This is a genomic window from Sulfuricurvum sp. (genome assembly GCF_028688295.1).
Classification (GTDB): Bacteria; Campylobacterota; Campylobacteria; order Campylobacterales; family Sulfurimonadaceae; genus Sulfuricurvum.
Genome location: NZ_JAQTYM010000023.1, coordinates 1 through 15,595 on the forward strand (window position 1 = coordinate 1; position 15,595 = coordinate 15,595).

Here is a 15,595-nt window from a genome sequence, read left to right on the forward strand (position 1 = left end):
GTACTCAAAAATTGTTTGATATTTTTAGCCGCTTGGCGGATACGCTTATCATTTTCAATTAATGCAATACGGACATATTCATCACCATAGTCTCCAAATCCAATCCCTGGTGCAACGGCTACATTCGCTTCAACCAATAAACGTTTTGAAAATTCTAAACTACCGAGGTGACGCGCGCACTCAGGAATTTTGGCCCATACAAACATGGATGCCTGATTACGACGCAGTGGCCAACCCGCACGATTAAATGCATCAATCAATACATCTTGACGATGATCGTACTTATCAGTAATCTCTTGTACACAGCTTTGATCGCCGTTTAATGCAATCGTTGCCGCTACTTGGATCGGAGTAAACATCCCATAATCGAGCCAGCTTTTGATTTTTTGTAGCGCACCGATCAATTTTGCATTTCCGACAAAGAAACCAACACGCCATCCCGCCATGTTATAGCTTTTTGAGAGGGTAAAACTCTCAACCGCAACATCTTTTGCCCCTGGTACAGACATTATTGATGGTGTTTTATATCCATCAAATGTTAAATCACCATACGCGATATCACTGATAATATAGAATCGTTCCCGTTTTGCCATCTCAACGATACGGGTATAAAATTCAGGAGTTACTGTTGCCGTAGTCGGGTTGTGAGGAAAATTGACGACAACGTATTTTGGTTTTGGAAACGATATATGAAATGCTTCTTCCAAACGTTCAAAGAACAGGTCTTCGTCTACTTTATAATCTTCATCAAACGGAAGCTTCATTTTTTGTACGTTACCACCAGCAAGTATAAATGCATACGAATGGATCGGATAGGTAGGATCAGGGACAACAACAACATCGCCCGGATTGGTTATTGCATAGGCAAGATGCGCATATCCCTCTTTAGATCCCATGGTCGCAACAGCTTCGGTTTCAGGATTAAGATCAACATCGTAACGGCTTTTATACCAATCACAAATCGCTTGACGAAGTTTTGGGATCCCTTTAGAAGCGGAATACCCATGTGTTTTGGTTTTTTTGGCTGATTCTACGAGTTTTTCACGAATATGCTCAGGAGTATCCCCATCAGGGTTTCCCATACTAAAATCGATAACATCCGCACCTGAGCGTCGACGTGCCATTTTGAGCTCATTAACTTCAGCGAAAACATATTTTGGAAGGCGCTTAATCCGGTCAAATTGGATTTCATCAAACATGGCTACAACCTGTGATTAAAAAATTGCGCCATTTTAGCATAAGAGACTTAGTTTAACTATAATGTCCCCTAGTTATCGTCCAGGGCTCAGCGATTCAATCCACATCCCCTCTCTTAACACTTTCATTCCCTGTGCGTTGGATACTTTTAAATAATAGCTCCCACTAGGCAGTTCAAATTGAAGTTCTTCTTTAGCCTCCAGAGAGCGAAATGAAGAGACTATTTGCATTGAAACATCCAAAACAGCAACATCAGGGTACCATTTACTCGTGTAGGGAGGTTCAATACGAATCTGCTGTCCGTGTTCAACTCGAAACCACTGTGGGGCATTAACCCGCTTTAGTTCAGCCCCCTCATCACTTCCGAGTAAAAGCACATTCCAAACAGCATTTTGAGTATCGAGCACTAGGGATAGTTTATCCCCGTCCAAATGAGCCTGTTCGATCCTTATTCCTTGTTCTTTGAGATTTTCGCCCAAAGAAGCTGGATTTAAAGCTTTATTACTTACAGCAGTAGCAATAAGTTTTCCAGAAGGAATATCAAACCTCATAGATTCTATCTCTAGCTTAAACCCTATAGCATTGAACGCTTGCGTGATCGTCCGAACACTGGCCATTGGTTCCCCATTAAAGGTAATCTCAGTAGGTATTGATGCACCTAAAAGTATACATGGTAAAAAGAGAATGGAGCTAAAATATTTCATTAAGAGACATTTACCAGTTTTTTCCACCGTTACGTGTAATGAACTCATCTTTTGTAATTTGTTTTAAAATCCCATTTTCAAACAAAAACCGTACAGTCTCTTTCTCTTTTAGAACTGTTTTTTCACTACTAGAATCAATCTCAATTCTACCGTGTCCTAAAAAGATTAGCCAGTTTTTTGACGTATCAACGATAATCGGTTCAGCAGTAATATTTTGAACTCGCTCACCCGTTGCCATGTTAATCATCCCATACCAAACTTTATAAATAGGACGAATAGTGAGCTCTTTTCCCGAAGCATTCACCGATGCTGCTTCAGTTACATTCATTTCCGTTGTTCCAGCAGTCACTATATTTGTTTGATTATTTTCTGTGATATTGATTTCATCAGCAACTTCAACAGATGATGTTGTTAATTCCATCACCTCTTCTTGAGGCATAGCTGACATTTTTCCTTGCAAGAAATATCCTGCCACCATCACCAAAACAATGAGAATCACTCCTACAACAATCCATTTCGGCTTACTGTTAGAAACCGATTGCAAGATAACCGATTCTTTCTGAGGCATCAACATCGCGTGAGTTTTACAAAATTCGGTATATTCATGTCGAAGATCATTCAAATCAATTTCATATTCACGTTCTAAGATTGAGAGATACCCCATGAATTGAACCCGTCCGATTTCGCCATACGACTTGGTCATAACCAACTCTACTTTATCTCGAGAAATATGGGTTCTCTCATGAATTTTCTCTGTTCCCAGAGCCTGCAAATCCTCAAACGTGTTGAATTTCATCTCATTCTCTCCATTAATATTGCGCCGGCAACACCGACATTTAAAGAATCAAAATCATGTGCCATAGGGATAGAAATACCAATATCAAGGCTTTTTTGGACACGTCCGCTCAAACCTTCCCCTTCGTTTCCTAACACCAAAGCCCTTTTAGAGCTAAATGTCGTCTCTCTTATATCCTGACCATCCATAACAGCACCGTATATCTGAAATCCAGATTGCTTCAACTCATGAAGAACATCATGAATGTTGTGAATGATAACCAGCGGCATATCCAAAGCCGCACCGCTGCTGGTACGGATCATCGGTTCCAAGCTTGGTTCTTTTATACCGCTGATAACGATCGCATCTACCCCTAGTGCATAAGCACTTCGGATCAATGAACCGATGTTTCCCATATCGGTAATCGAGTTGAGAATAACAACAAAATCACATTTTTTCAAAAAAGGGGAAGCATACGGGACAATTTGGGAAATCTCAGCGATGAATCCCTGATGATTTCCCCCTTTGACCATAGATTGTGCCGCTTTTTCAGGAATACGTTTGATCTCAAATCCCATTTTCATGAGGTGAGAATACTCTTTTTTATCGAGTTCTTTTGCCAAATAAAGGGTCTTTATACGATCCTTATGACGTTCAATTGCGTAATAAACCGGTTGTTTTCCATAAATAAGCATAAGTAATTATATCCTAAGATTTTAAGATTTCATGAGGCGCGTGTAACACTCTTTTGGATTTTCACCCGTAATTTTTGCGATCAGTTTGGAAGCGGCTTTTTTAGGGATGTCGAGGGCTAAAATATCCTGTTCACTGAGCGATGCGCTTTTCCCTTCGGAGGCTTCGATAACCACAACCCATTCCCCTCGGATCTCTTTTTCCATTTGAGGGATCAGCTCCGAAGCGACTCCCCGATAAAAACGCTGATACCTTTTCGTCAGCTCTTTGGCTAAAAAGACCTGCCGTGTCGGCGCTGCAATCGCTATTTCACCTAAAAGTTTCTCCAACCGTGTCGGCGCTTCGTACAATACCGTCGTGTATCCGTTAAACAATGCTTCTTGCAATGCAGCTGATCGGTCATTTCCTTTGTGAGGCAAAAAGCCGAAAAAGAGCATTTTCGTCTGGACGAATCCGCTGGCGACAAATGCGGTCAGTACCGCATTTGCCCCCGGCAAAACATCGTATGCGATTTTGTGCTCGATGCAATAGTGGATCAACATCTGCCCCGGATCACTGATCCCCGGCATCCCCGCATCGCTCACATAAACAACATTTTGATTAAAAAATTCAGGGGTAAGTTTGGAGATAAATTCACTCTCATTGTGTGAATGAAGACTGAAAAATTGCGGTTCGCTGGTGGTAAGGTTATGGCGTTCTTTGAGTAAATGAATCAGTTTTTTAGTAACACGGGTATCTTCACAAAGAATAGTATGCGCAGTGGATAAAACATCGAGAGAACGAAGTGAAATATCAGAAATATTTCCGATAGGAGTGGGGACAAGTGATAACACAGAGCCTCTTCAAGTGCGGTTTACTGCACGTGAGCTTCCCGCTGAGGGAAACTTAGCGTTAGCGTAGCCAAAGGGATAAATTCCTTTGGCGTACAAATTATGAATTAAGTGCGTAACGTTTTTTGAATTTATCGATACGACCTGCAGTATCTACTTGACGCTCAGAACCGGTATAAAACGGATGACATGCGCTGCAAATATCGACGCGGATGGTCTCTTTTGTGCTGGTTGTTGTAAATTCATTACCACATGCACAGCTAACTGAACATTCTACGATGTTAGGGTGAAGATCTTTTTTCATAAGTTTGCCTTGTGATCGACGGCGTTGTACGTCGGTCTGTATAGTTTTATATCCGTACGGGGGCGGATAATTGGAGGCGAATTATAACGAAAAAATTCTTTTTTTACAATAAGCGCGATGCTATCGCAACCGCTGCTGTTTCGGAGCGTAAAATCATCGGGGAAGAAAAGAGGCGAACACGATAATCACTGAACAATTTACGCTCCCCCTCATCAAATCCCCCTTCGCAACCGATCACAACCGTATCGACCGATTCTTCGTTCTCAAGCGCTGTTCCGCCGAAATCAAAGATCACCGATTGGGGATTGTTTTTTAAAAAGGTGCTGAGATTTGGAGCTTCGGAGAGTTCGATCAACGACGTACGACCGCATTGCATGATGGAGCTCTCCATAATCCGGTTAAATCGTTCAAAATCGAGGCGAAAATTTTGCTGAGAGCGGCGGCAATGGATAAAGGTGATTTTGTGAACTCCGAGTTCCGTGAGCATCGGGAGGGTTTTCTCAATCGTTTTCGGATCTACTAAACACCATCCGATATGAAGTTTTTTTTCATTCTCACACGGTGCGCTATGGTGACTTTGAAGCGAAAAATAAGCCGTTCGGCCATCCGTTCTCTCCAGAGCGTAGCGATACTCTTCTTGTAAATTTTCGCGCGATCGAAAAGCAATCAAATCACCATTTTTATGGCGTCTAACTTTGATTAAATATTTGTAATCATCACCAAAAACGCTCAATTCCTCCGAGCCGGCATCTGCATGGAGAAGAAATTTCATATCAACATCATCCAAATACTCATACCAAGTAACATCACCATCTCAATCCCTAAAAAACGAAACGCTTTTTTCTTGTACTCTACGAATGCGCCCTCTTGCGTAATATCGGTACGTCGTTTCAATGTTTTATACCGTTTTGCTTCAAGAATAATCATAACAATTGCGATGATTATCATTGCAATATTTGAGAAGGTAAATGCTAAATGTTTAGCAGCCATCATCACGGCTCCTGTAAAAAGGATCAGTGCGATAAGTGAACCGGAAATCGGCATTACAATACGCATCCGTTTAGCATAGCGGATAATATGATGAGAGAGCGATAACATTACGATGTTAAAGACTACAACTCCCATCAACACAATAACTCCGAAGTAGTGGATATTAAGTCCGGTTGTATACATAGCTTCCATAAAGGGGATTTTACCTTATTTTGCCTATAATGACTACCTAAATGATTCCTCATAATGCGAATAGTTAATGCATAAAGAGGAAGAATATGCGTAAGGAGATAGCATGGCGATCAACGTAGAAGAGGCACTCGATGCGATTTATACTTTTGCCACCCCAATGCAAAGTGAAATCGTACCGATAGAAAACGCTATCCATCGAGTCCTCTGCGAAAGCGTTACCGCCACCCATTCTCTCCCCTCGTTTGATAACTCCGCAATGGATGGCTATGCGGTACGGGTTGAGGATGCAGGAAAAACAGTGAAACAATCGTGTGTCATCTTTGCCGGAGACGGTGCCGAAATACGCATGGTCGAAGATCAGTGCATCCGTATCATGACGGGGGCAAAAATCCCGCAGGGGTGTGAAGCAATCGTCCCCATCGAAGAGGTGAGCGTCAACGGTGACTCAGTCACCCTCCCCTCCTCCATCCGAGCCTCTGCCCATATCCGCCTCAAAGGGGAAGATATTCAATCGGGGATGGAGTTATTGAATCAGGGGACAATGCTTCACGCCCATCATATCTCGCTCCTCGCATCGCAGGGGATTACCCATATCAAAGTGTATCGCCGTCCCCGCGTTGCCCTTTTCTCATCAGGAAATGAGCTCAAAATGCATTATGAGGAGTTGGGATCAAATCAGCTCTATAACACCAATACCCCGACCTTTGCCGCGCGCGCGCAAGAGCTGGGGTGCAATGTGATCTTTACCGGAACGGCATCAGACTCGATGGAATCGATCCAAGAGCATATCCGACGCGCACTGGATGCCGATCTCATCATCACCTCCGGCGGGGTGAGTGTCGGGGATGCCGATTTCACCAAAGAGGCGTTTGCCTCCCTCGGATTCGAAGCGGCTTTTGAATCGGTCGATATCAAACCTGGTAAACCGACGACATTCGGTCGTATCAAAGATACCCTTATCCTCAATCTCCCCGGTAATCCTCTCGCGGCGGCATTGTGTTTTGAGATGTTTGGGCAAAGCGCCATCCTCTCTCTCAGCGGTCGAAGCGATAAATACCTCGCACCTATCACAACAACCATGGGTGAGCCATTTAAAATGAAAAAAGGGAGACGTTCTTTGATACCGGGGTGGTTTGATGGAGCCTCTTTCACACCGTGCGAAAAATTCGGTCCGGGGATGGTGTTACCGCTTTCACGTGCCAATGCTTACATGATGGTGGATGCTTCGGTGGAGGGCTTTGAGAAAGGGTCTAGTGTGAAGATTATCCCGACACGCTGGTGCATGAATTCAGAAGAGCAAAACTCTCTGATCACTTACTAATCTTATGCGCTTTACAGGCAAAGCGCTCCCGTAGGGATGTTTCCTGAAACGCTACCCGTATCTTCAGGATACGGGAGAAAACTTCCTTCTATTAAACCGTTGTAGGATTGATAAATTTTTCTCCGCGCTTGATTTTATCCCATAACTCAGGGTCACTCCACCCTTGACGTATCTCATCGCTGAAAATGATTTTTTCCAGATCGATTAATCCCATCTTCTCCGAATAGGCATCAGATCGAAAGCATTGCGCATATCCTGTTTCGGTCTCATGGACGATAATACTAAAGAGCCGCACCATTTTCTCCCCGTTCACCATCTCGGTAAACCAGTGAAGTTTGTCGATCATTACAAAAATGAGGCGACTAAACTGTTCTGCCGAAGGGGAAACGGGAATTTGCACCCATCGATTTGAGTTGCGTTTCATATCATTAATGTATTCCACATCATCTCCATCCCAAAGTGCAATAGCATGATCGAACGCATCAATCAGCTCTTTCATCCCCTGCTTCATCAGACCGAAATCGTACACCATCTGACCATTATCGAGAAAATCAGATTCAAGCAACACTTCGACTTTATACGAATGCCCGTGAATCGAGGCACGGCACCGTTGAGTGGAACAGCCACGCACGATATGAGCGTTTTCAAATTTAAAAAGTTTTCGGATAATCATGACACACCTTCACAGTTTAAGGTCACAATGTGTGATCTTAAATATTAACACTATTATACACCGTGGTTCTGATCCCAGATACGAATATGGAGACGATCAGAATAGATAAAGCCCCGACGTTTACAAAATTCGATGACTGCTTCGCAGTTCGCCTCTATATGCGCTTTATCCCCGCCAAGTGGCATACAATACACTGGTGTATAAGGATGAGGGGCGATGATCTCATCGATTTCCGATTCGATATGACTTACAAGTGAGGGTTCATCGACGGTGAATTTAAAAAAACTCTCTTTTGCATGGGCGATGATAGTTCCGTAGGCTTCCGGTTTTACCCGTTTCTCAAGTGGCTCACCACTGTTGGAAAGTTTTACTGAGAGGGCATAAGTCGCCTGTGCATAAAATGGATAGCGCTTAAAATCAGGGGCAATCGTCGCATTGGTCTCAAATGTAACACGATGCCCTTGTGATATCAAATACTCCATAAACTCAACGAAAATCGGCTCATTGGCATAGATGAGAGGCTCACCTCCGGTGAGGACGACATCCACATGTGGAGGCAACCGATAGCCATTCATAATCCAAATGAGACTCTGAAGCTCTTCAATCTCCATCCATAACTCACCGAATGCTTTACGATCTACCGCATACACCGTATCGCATCCGAGAATTTCTGAGCCATCAGGTGCTTTTTCGGTGCATCCGAACCCTTCACATTTGAGATTACACCCACCGAAACGGAAAAAGAGTGATGGTACTCCCGTGTATTTCCCCTCACCCTGCACGGAGTAAAAATGTTCAACTAAATAGAGCATTTTTGCTCCATCGAAAGCGTAGCTTTTTGAGCCTTGCGCTGAGCAAAACCCAGTGTTAAGGCAGACGTTTGGACGCGTTCAAACGGCGTATTATGATAGTCATAGAAATGTTCTACAAGGTAAAGCATCTTCACCCCCCAGTTTCGTAAAATGCGCGGTTAGATTGTTCAGTATCACCCTCACCCCAGCGATTTTTCTCTGGCTTAGTACGGATCACTTCTTTGAGCACTAAAGCCGCTTCTTTGATGTCACCGCGACGTACGGCATCACGGATCGACATTGCCTCATCAAAATACAGACATGGGATCAGATTCCCTTCTGCGGTGAGACGAATGCGATTGCATTTCATACAAAAATCGTCTTTGTGCGGTTCAATGATCCCAAACTCATAACCATCCTCAAGTTTATAATAGTGTGAGGGGGAGTGGCCGTCAAACCCTTCATCACCGTAGCGATATCGGTTCCCGATGATACTGAGCAATTCCGGGCTTTGCATCCCTTTGATATTTATCTCGGCATGGACGTTTTCCATATACTCAATAAAGCGAACCGTCATCCCGCGCTCTTTACAGTACTCCAAGACATCTAGAACTTCAGTATCGTTCAGACCTTTCATCGGCACCATGTTCACTTTTACTTTCATCCCGACGCGAAGAGCTTCATTAACACCTTCGAGCACTTGGCGCAGTACATCTTTTTTAGCGATCGTTTCAGCAATATCAGGTTTGAGTGAATCAATCGAAACATTCAATCGGCGCAACCCTGCATCGTAGAGTTTTTGAGCGGCACCTTTAAGCAAAAAAGCATTAGTCGTCATAGCCAAATCTATATCGTTTTTATACTCATGAATCATTTTTATAAATGTATCGAGGTCTTCACGTAATAGCGGTTCACCACCGGTAATACGAATTTTTGTCACCCCTTCATCGATGGCGATTTTTATAAATTCAAACAACTCTTCAAAGCTGAGTAGATTCTCTTTTGGTACCCATGAAAACGGTTTTTCGGGCATACAATACTGACACCGAAAGTTACACCGTTCCGTTACCGAAACCCGTAAATAATCAACCGTTCTACCATAACTGTCTACTAACACGACTATCCTTGAAAAAATCCTGATATCAGGAGCAATGCGCGATAGTATCTAAAAGTTGTTGTGAGTTTTATTTATTGAAAGAGTTAAGGGGGAAATCCCCGAAGAGGGGATTATTTTTACCAGCCGCGAACGACTGCGTGACATGCTGTACAAGCATTCACAATTTCTGAATATGATTGACTTGCTTTTGAATACTCTTTTTTGTTCAAAGCTTTAATCAATTCGTCTGATGCAGTGTCAATACGTTTAGACGCATTAAAAGCGATATTTCCCATATGTTGTTTATCTTTTGGAAGATATTTTTTGCTCGAATCCACATTATGAAAAAGAGCATTTGCTTTGTGAATTTCACTTACACCTGATTTGATCAATGCAGGGGCATTGTAAAGAAAACCTTTTTGAACATTACTCAAACCGTTTTCCATTTGACTCATATTTACAGCCAATGTTTCGTCCGCCATTACACCGGCACTAAGGAGTGCCGATAATGCTAGAATTTTAACCATTTTCATCCATTACTCCTTAGTGAACTTCTGACCAGATTTTGCGTTTCCACAAATAAGCCAAGATTGCAAATACAAACGTATAGAGCATTACCCATAGACCAAGGCTCTCTCGTTCAGCTTTTTTAGAGTCACCGATCTCTTCCATATAGGCTATTACTTCTTCTTGCGCTGCTTCGGTCAAACCGACACGTGGCATAGAAGTACCGTGCAACAATGCTTGAGGATCATTAATAAAGGTGTGGAGATAGTGCTCACCACGACTTTTAATGTATTGTGACAAATCAGGAGGCGTTGTCCCCATGTATGTTTTTAGGTTATCTTTAGGCGTTGTCGCTTCGATACCCGCATATTTCATATCATGACAACGTCCGCATGCTGCTTCAAATGTTGCTTTGTGCGCTTCTGTCCCCTCTACTTTTGGAGAGACCGATTGCAAATACGCAACTACGTCCATGATCTCTTGAGGAGACATCCAGTTATAAGCCGGCATTGGGAATTGTTTACCACTTTCAGGGGTATATTTTCCTTCCAAATGCATTGCCGTTACAGGATCAAAAATAAAGTTTGCCAAATAGTTTTTGTCATAAATACGACCAGCACTGCTCAAATCCGGTGGAACAACACCGTAAGATGCTGCAGCGTCGGCGTTTGGCATAACCGCAGGGTAACCTGCTTTGTCAATCGCGTGACATGCAATACAGTTTGCTTCAACAAGCACTTTACCGTTTTCAACGTTACCCGCCAATGTTGTATCAACATTTTTGAGTGTTTTGAAACTGAAATCAGCCGGAGCAACTTCAGGATGCATAATATGATGAGCATATGGCTCAATACCATAATAAGTAATACCGACAAGAGCGGCAATAACTGCTAAAATTTTAAACTCTCTCATTATTTGCCCCCCACTTTTTTAGCTTCTGCTTTGGTAATAAACGGTAACGCTGCAAAAAGTACTAAGAATGTCATTGATGAGGCGAATCCTACCCATGCATTTGCACCGGTCGGAGGTAATTTACCGTATACAGTAAGTACGATCAAATCGACCATCAAGAACCAGAACCAGTATTTAAAATACGGACGTTGATTAGCCGGTTTTACCATTGGTGAGCGATCCAACCATGGCATAACAAAGAAAATAGCGTTTGCAATTCCAAATGCAATTAGACCTAAATCTTTACCGGATACACCTGCGATTTCAAAGAAGAATCCGCGTAATACTTCATAGCTCCACAAGAAATACCACTCAGGATAGATGTGTGCCGGAGTTTTAAGACCGTCTGCTTTATCAAAGTTAACCGGATCCATTGCAAAGTTGTAATGGAAGAAAACCAAGTAAAAGAAGAACAACATAAAGAACCCGAGAACAAAGAAATCTTTTGACAAAAATACCGGCCAGAAAGGGACAACTTTAGACTCTTTTTTGTTTCCTGCAAGGTATTTTTCTGCTTCCTCATCAAAATCGAAAAACTCACCCTTTTCGTTATTAACGTGTGGAAAACGTAATGCGTAAAAGTGAAATACAATCGCACCGAGGATTGCCAATGGAATCAACAATACGTGGAGCATAAAGAAACGGGTCAATGTTGAATCGGAAACATAGAAGTTACCGCGAATCCAAACAACCAACTCATCCCCGATGAACGGGATACCGCCGAATATTTCTGTAATAACGTATGCTGCCCAGTATGACATTTGTCCCCATGGAAGCATGTATCCGCTAAATCCTTCTGCTGAGAAAAGGACAAACAACAACATACCTGAGATCCAGATCATCTCGCGCCCTTTTTTGTAAGAGCCGTAATAAATTCCGGTAAACATGTGGATATAAATGACCAAGAAAACGACCGAAGCACCTACTGCGTGGATATGTCGGAACAACCAACCGTAAGCAACTTCTTGCATAATGGTGTAGTTCACACTATCAAATGCCATATTAACATCTGGTTTGTAATACATCAAAAGGAAAATTCCTGAAACAACTAAAAATGTAAACATTACAGTGAGTAATACACCCATTGCCCACAAAAAGTTAATATTTTTCGGAATCCAATATTCTGTCATCATCACTTTTGCAAAGTTGACAACACCTAAACGTTGGTCAAACCACTCGAGCATCGAGTCTGCTTTTTTAAATTCTGCCATCTTATGCTCCTCCTGCTTTTGCCATCATTGCTTTGTATTCAGGTCCTTCTTCACCCAAAACAAGTGTTACACCGTCAAGTTTAAACGGTGGAAGATCCAATGGTCTCGGAGGAGGTCCGAATTTATGAACACCATCAGCCGAAAACTCTCCGCCGTGACAAGCACATTTAAAATCATGTTGATCTGCACGGTAAGCCGGAATACAGCCCAAATGAGTACAAAGACCGATCATGACCGAAAAATAGTGATCACCGATTTTGACACTACGTCCATCGGTCGGTTTCATATCTTCGGTGTATTTTAAAATAAACACCGGTTTCCCACGCCATACGGCGATTTCTAGTTTATTAGCTTCTAAGCCTGACACGTCTACCGTTGTAAAACCAGCTGACATGACGCTTGGAAGCGGATCCCATGTCTTCTTCATCGCTATGAGAGAGGCGACCCCTCCGACAGCGGCGACTGCACCGAAAGCTTTACCAATAAAGCCTCTTCTGCTTTCATCCATCATTGTTATCTCACTTAAGTTGGAAATTTAACTCCCTATCATAAGCGAAAAAGGTTTAAGTTTCTATAAATGAAAGGCTTTTCTTACAAAATCAGCCATATTTTTGTTACTTTTAGTGATGTTGTGATAGGTATTTGATAAAGTACAGCTTATACTATCCATAAGGCTATCCTTAGTAACTCCGTCAACTATCGGAATAGAGAGAGATTCAAACAACGGAATAAAATCCCGAGGGTAATCAGGACGCTGAAGATATACAGGTTTCCCTCCGCCCGCTAAACTTTGAAGTACCGCTTGTGGCGATGCACTCACCAGAATCTCGCTTTCACGGATCACTTTCTCATACGCTTCCGTATCGTGTACAGTAGTGAAACTTGATTTAAGCGTCTCCTCATACCCAAGAAAATGATAAAATCCCATCAACAAATCCATCTTAAATGGGGCGAAAATTTCCTGAGCTGCTTCCAAATCTTTTTCGTAATCGTCGTCTCCGAAAAAAAGTGCCAAAGGGATGGTTTTTACAAGCGGCTCAAAATAGTGTTCATCGACAACGACGGCTTTGTAAATCCCCTCCCCCTGCGCATAGGGGGAAATCAAAAATTCGCCCGAATGTTTTACCACTGCAGGATCGTCACTGATCCGAATAAACGTCGAGAAAAATTGAACCATATCCTCGTGTAACACCGAATTGAGCTCGGCAGAATCGAAAATAATCTTGTCACCGTGACTCGCAATCTGGGGAATATTACGGACAAGATCGATGCCAACAGCACGCTTTATCCCGTACTCTTTTGCTTCGGCCGCAATCCGAAAGTCCGAACAAAGCAAGGTAATATCAATCTCTTTTTGAAGCTCATTCATAATAGCAACGGCACGGTGAAAACGATCGAGCCCGATACGGTGCCCAGTGTGAACGTAGTAAAAATATCTCATTTTTTCCCTGCCATTTTGATATAAATATGTAAAATATCCAACGCAGCGGGGGTCATTCCCGAAATCTGCGATGCCGCCTGCAAGGTCGGCGGATTAAAGGTGTTAAGCTTGCTCACAATCTCATTAGAGAGCCCAGAAACAGAAGAAAAATCAAACCCTTCCGGGATAGCAATATGGAGCATTTTAGACATCCGCTCGATGTCATCACTTTGTTTTTCGACGTATCGGGCATATTTCGCTTCGATCAAAATCTGCTCTTGGATATAGGGGTCAAGCTCTGCGAAACTCGGGATCAGCTTAACCAATTTATCCAGTTCAAAACTCTTACGTGAAACGAGCTGGGTCGCAGTGAGTTTATCGGTGATATGTTCCTCATCGATAGAGGCTAAAAATGCCAAAAACTCTTTGTTCGGGGTATAGATCGTCTCTTCGAGAAGTTTTAACCCTTCCGCAATTTGGATACGTTTCGTCTCGATCCGCTCCATTTGAGCATCATCGATCAACCCCAAAGCATGACCGTATCTCCCCAGACGTAAGTCCGCTGTCTCTTCACGAAGAAGAAGACGATACTCGGCACGGGAGGTGAACATACGATACGGCTCTTTCGTCCCTTTGGTCACCAAATCGTCGATCAATACTCCGATGTAGGCTTCATCACGGCGTAAAATGAGGGGTTCTTTCCCCTGCAACGACAATGCGGCATTGATCCCCGCCATCATCCCCTGTGCCGCCGCCTCTTCGTATCCCGTCGTCCCGTTAAGCTGTCCTGCACAATAAAGGTTTTTGACTTTTTTCGTCTCAAGGGTGTGTTTGAGTTCGGTCGGATCGACATAATCGTACTCGATAGCGTAGCCGTAACGGACAATTTTCGCATTCTCCATCCCATGCACCGATTGGATCATAGAGCGCTGTACATCGGGCGGGAGCGACGTGGACATACCGTTGATGTAGCACTCGGTATTCTCCGCACTTTGAGGCTCGATAAAGAGGTGGTGACGTTCTTTGTCGCGGAAACGGTTAATCTTATCCTCGATACTCGGACAATAGCGCGGTCCTACCCCCTCAATCTGTCCCGTAAATAATGGTGCGCGGTGGAAGTTCCCCTCGATAAGGCTGTGGGTCTCTTCATTTGTGTAAGCGATATAGCAAGGGAGCTGTTTTTTGGTACGGGCAAACTCATTGCGGTCGGTACGGAAACTGAACGGGTTCGGCAATTCATCACCGTCTTGAATCTCCATAACGCTAAAATCGATCGAAGAGCTGTCAATACGGGGACATGTTCCTGTTTTGAGCCGTCCGACATTCAATCCCGCTTCGCGGAGTGAGTCGGTGAGCCCTTTGGCTGGGAATTCTCCGAAACGTCCTGCTTCCTGGGTGATTTCACCGATATGGACAACTCCGTTGAGGAATGTCCCCGTCGTCAAAATCACTTTTTTAGCTCGATAATCGTTGAGTAAATGAGTGCGAACGCCGACAACACTCCCCTCTTCCATGATGAGGGCATTGACCGTCTCTTGGATCAATGACATATTTGGTGTGGTCAAGATGGTGTTGCGGGCGATGATGCGGTAGCGATCCATATCGATCTGCGCACGGCTTCCGCGGACGGCGGGGCCTTTGGTGATATTGAGGATACGAAACTGGATTCCTGCCTCATCGGTAAGCAATCCCATCTCTCCGCCGAGGGCATCGAGTTCTCGTACTAAATGCCCTTTTGCGAGTCCACCGACGGCAGGATTACAGCTCGTAGCACCTACTTGTTCCGCCAAAATAGAGACCATCAGGGTATTTTGTCCCATCCGTGCCGAGGCGAGAGCGGCTTCGATTCCGGCGTGTCCTCCGCCGACGACGATAACGTCATAATTCATTATTACTTCTTTTTACGTAAATTATTACTGCAATTATAGCTTCTCATGTTG

The 15,595-nt window shown here is 43.5% G+C and carries 18 protein-coding genes; 1 reads left to right on the forward strand and 17 read right to left on the reverse strand.

The window, feature by feature from the left end:
- The 8 genes from PHR02_RS06550 to PHR02_RS06585 all read right to left on the reverse strand — a co-directional run.
- Positions 1 to 1,199, reverse strand: a 1,199-nt coding sequence (locus PHR02_RS06550) for an LL-diaminopimelate aminotransferase (RefSeq protein WP_299990401.1), incomplete at its 3' end; no start/stop codon positions are given.
- A gap of 72 nt (positions 1,200 to 1,271) precedes the next feature.
- Positions 1,272 to 1,814, reverse strand: a complete 543-nt coding sequence (locus PHR02_RS06555; RefSeq protein WP_299990403.1) for a hypothetical protein — start codon at positions 1,812 to 1,814, stop codon at positions 1,272 to 1,274.
- 97 nt (positions 1,815 to 1,911) lie between these two features.
- A complete protein-coding gene (locus PHR02_RS06560; RefSeq protein ID WP_299990404.1) occupies positions 1,912 to 2,697 on the reverse strand; it encodes a hypothetical protein in 786 nt (261 codons plus the stop codon).
- Positions 2,694 to 3,371, reverse strand: coding sequence for a 23S rRNA (guanosine(2251)-2'-O)-methyltransferase RlmB (rlmB, locus tag PHR02_RS06565; protein ID WP_299990406.1), 678 nt, complete (start codon positions 3,369 to 3,371; stop codon positions 2,694 to 2,696). Before rlmB ends, PHR02_RS06560 begins: the two co-directional genes overlap by 4 nt.
- A 21-nt stretch (positions 3,372 to 3,392) precedes the next feature.
- Positions 3,393 to 4,202: a 16S rRNA (cytidine(1402)-2'-O)-methyltransferase gene (rsmI, locus tag PHR02_RS06570; RefSeq protein WP_299990408.1), complete on the reverse strand. Its 810-nt coding sequence runs from the start codon at positions 4,200 to 4,202 to the stop codon at positions 3,393 to 3,395.
- A 97-nt stretch (positions 4,203 to 4,299) separates the two neighbouring features.
- A complete protein-coding gene (gene rpmE / locus PHR02_RS06575) occupies positions 4,300 to 4,503 on the reverse strand; it encodes a 50S ribosomal protein L31 (RefSeq protein WP_299990410.1) in 204 nt (67 codons plus the stop codon).
- A gap of 103 nt (positions 4,504 to 4,606) precedes the next feature.
- Entirely contained in the window at positions 4,607 to 5,275 is a 669-nt protein-coding gene (locus tag PHR02_RS06580; RefSeq protein ID WP_299990412.1) for a 16S rRNA (uracil(1498)-N(3))-methyltransferase, read from the reverse strand.
- The gene (locus tag PHR02_RS06585) at positions 5,272 to 5,685 is read right to left on the reverse strand and encodes a hypothetical protein (RefSeq protein ID WP_299990414.1); all 414 of its coding nucleotides are present in this window, start codon (positions 5,683 to 5,685) and stop codon (positions 5,272 to 5,274) included. Before PHR02_RS06585 ends, PHR02_RS06580 begins: the two co-directional genes overlap by 4 nt.
- 103 nt (positions 5,686 to 5,788) lie before the next feature.
- On the opposite strand from PHR02_RS06585, the gene glp reads away from it, so the two are divergent.
- Positions 5,789 to 7,006 (forward strand): gephyrin-like molybdotransferase Glp, encoded by a 1,218-nt coding sequence (gene glp, locus PHR02_RS06590; RefSeq protein WP_299990416.1) that lies wholly within the window; start codon positions 5,789 to 5,791, stop codon positions 7,004 to 7,006.
- 91 nt (positions 7,007 to 7,097) lie between these two features.
- On the opposite strand, the gene PHR02_RS06595 is transcribed toward glp, so the two are convergent.
- From PHR02_RS06595 to mnmG, 9 genes are all read right to left on the reverse strand, one after another.
- Positions 7,098 to 7,679: a 6-carboxytetrahydropterin synthase gene (locus tag PHR02_RS06595; protein WP_299990418.1), complete on the reverse strand. Its 582-nt coding sequence runs from the start codon at positions 7,677 to 7,679 to the stop codon at positions 7,098 to 7,100.
- A 53-nt stretch (positions 7,680 to 7,732) separates the two neighbouring features.
- Positions 7,733 to 8,491 (reverse strand): 7-carboxy-7-deazaguanine synthase QueE, encoded by a 759-nt coding sequence (locus PHR02_RS06600; protein WP_299990420.1) that lies wholly within the window; start codon positions 8,489 to 8,491, stop codon positions 7,733 to 7,735.
- Between the two features lie 130 nt (positions 8,492 to 8,621).
- The gene (gene moaA / locus PHR02_RS06605) at positions 8,622 to 9,587 is read right to left on the reverse strand and encodes a GTP 3',8-cyclase MoaA (protein ID WP_299990422.1); all 966 of its coding nucleotides are present in this window, start codon (positions 9,585 to 9,587) and stop codon (positions 8,622 to 8,624) included.
- A 116-nt stretch (positions 9,588 to 9,703) separates the two neighbouring features.
- Positions 9,704 to 10,099 (reverse strand): hypothetical protein, encoded by a 396-nt coding sequence (locus tag PHR02_RS06610; RefSeq protein ID WP_299990423.1) that lies wholly within the window; start codon positions 10,097 to 10,099, stop codon positions 9,704 to 9,706.
- Positions 10,100 to 10,109: 10 nt separating this feature from the next.
- Positions 10,110 to 10,985 (reverse strand): c-type cytochrome, encoded by an 876-nt coding sequence (locus PHR02_RS06615; RefSeq protein ID WP_299990425.1) that lies wholly within the window; start codon positions 10,983 to 10,985, stop codon positions 10,110 to 10,112.
- On the reverse strand, positions 10,985 to 12,235 hold the full coding sequence (locus PHR02_RS06620; protein ID WP_299990427.1) for a cytochrome bc complex cytochrome b subunit: 1,251 nt from the start codon (positions 12,233 to 12,235) through the stop codon (positions 10,985 to 10,987). The genes PHR02_RS06615 and PHR02_RS06620 overlap by 1 nt, the downstream gene beginning before the upstream one ends.
- Position 12,236: 1 nt before the next feature.
- A complete protein-coding gene (locus tag PHR02_RS06625) occupies positions 12,237 to 12,746 on the reverse strand; it encodes a Rieske 2Fe-2S domain-containing protein (RefSeq protein ID WP_299990429.1) in 510 nt (169 codons plus the stop codon).
- A 60-nt stretch (positions 12,747 to 12,806) separates the two neighbouring features.
- On the reverse strand, positions 12,807 to 13,676 hold the full coding sequence (locus PHR02_RS06630; RefSeq protein WP_299990431.1) for a hypothetical protein: 870 nt from the start codon (positions 13,674 to 13,676) through the stop codon (positions 12,807 to 12,809).
- Positions 13,673 to 15,544: a tRNA uridine-5-carboxymethylaminomethyl(34) synthesis enzyme MnmG gene (mnmG, locus tag PHR02_RS06635; RefSeq protein ID WP_299990433.1), complete on the reverse strand. Its 1,872-nt coding sequence runs from the start codon at positions 15,542 to 15,544 to the stop codon at positions 13,673 to 13,675. Before mnmG ends, PHR02_RS06630 begins: the two co-directional genes overlap by 4 nt.
- Positions 15,545 to 15,595 lie beyond the last annotated feature (51 nt).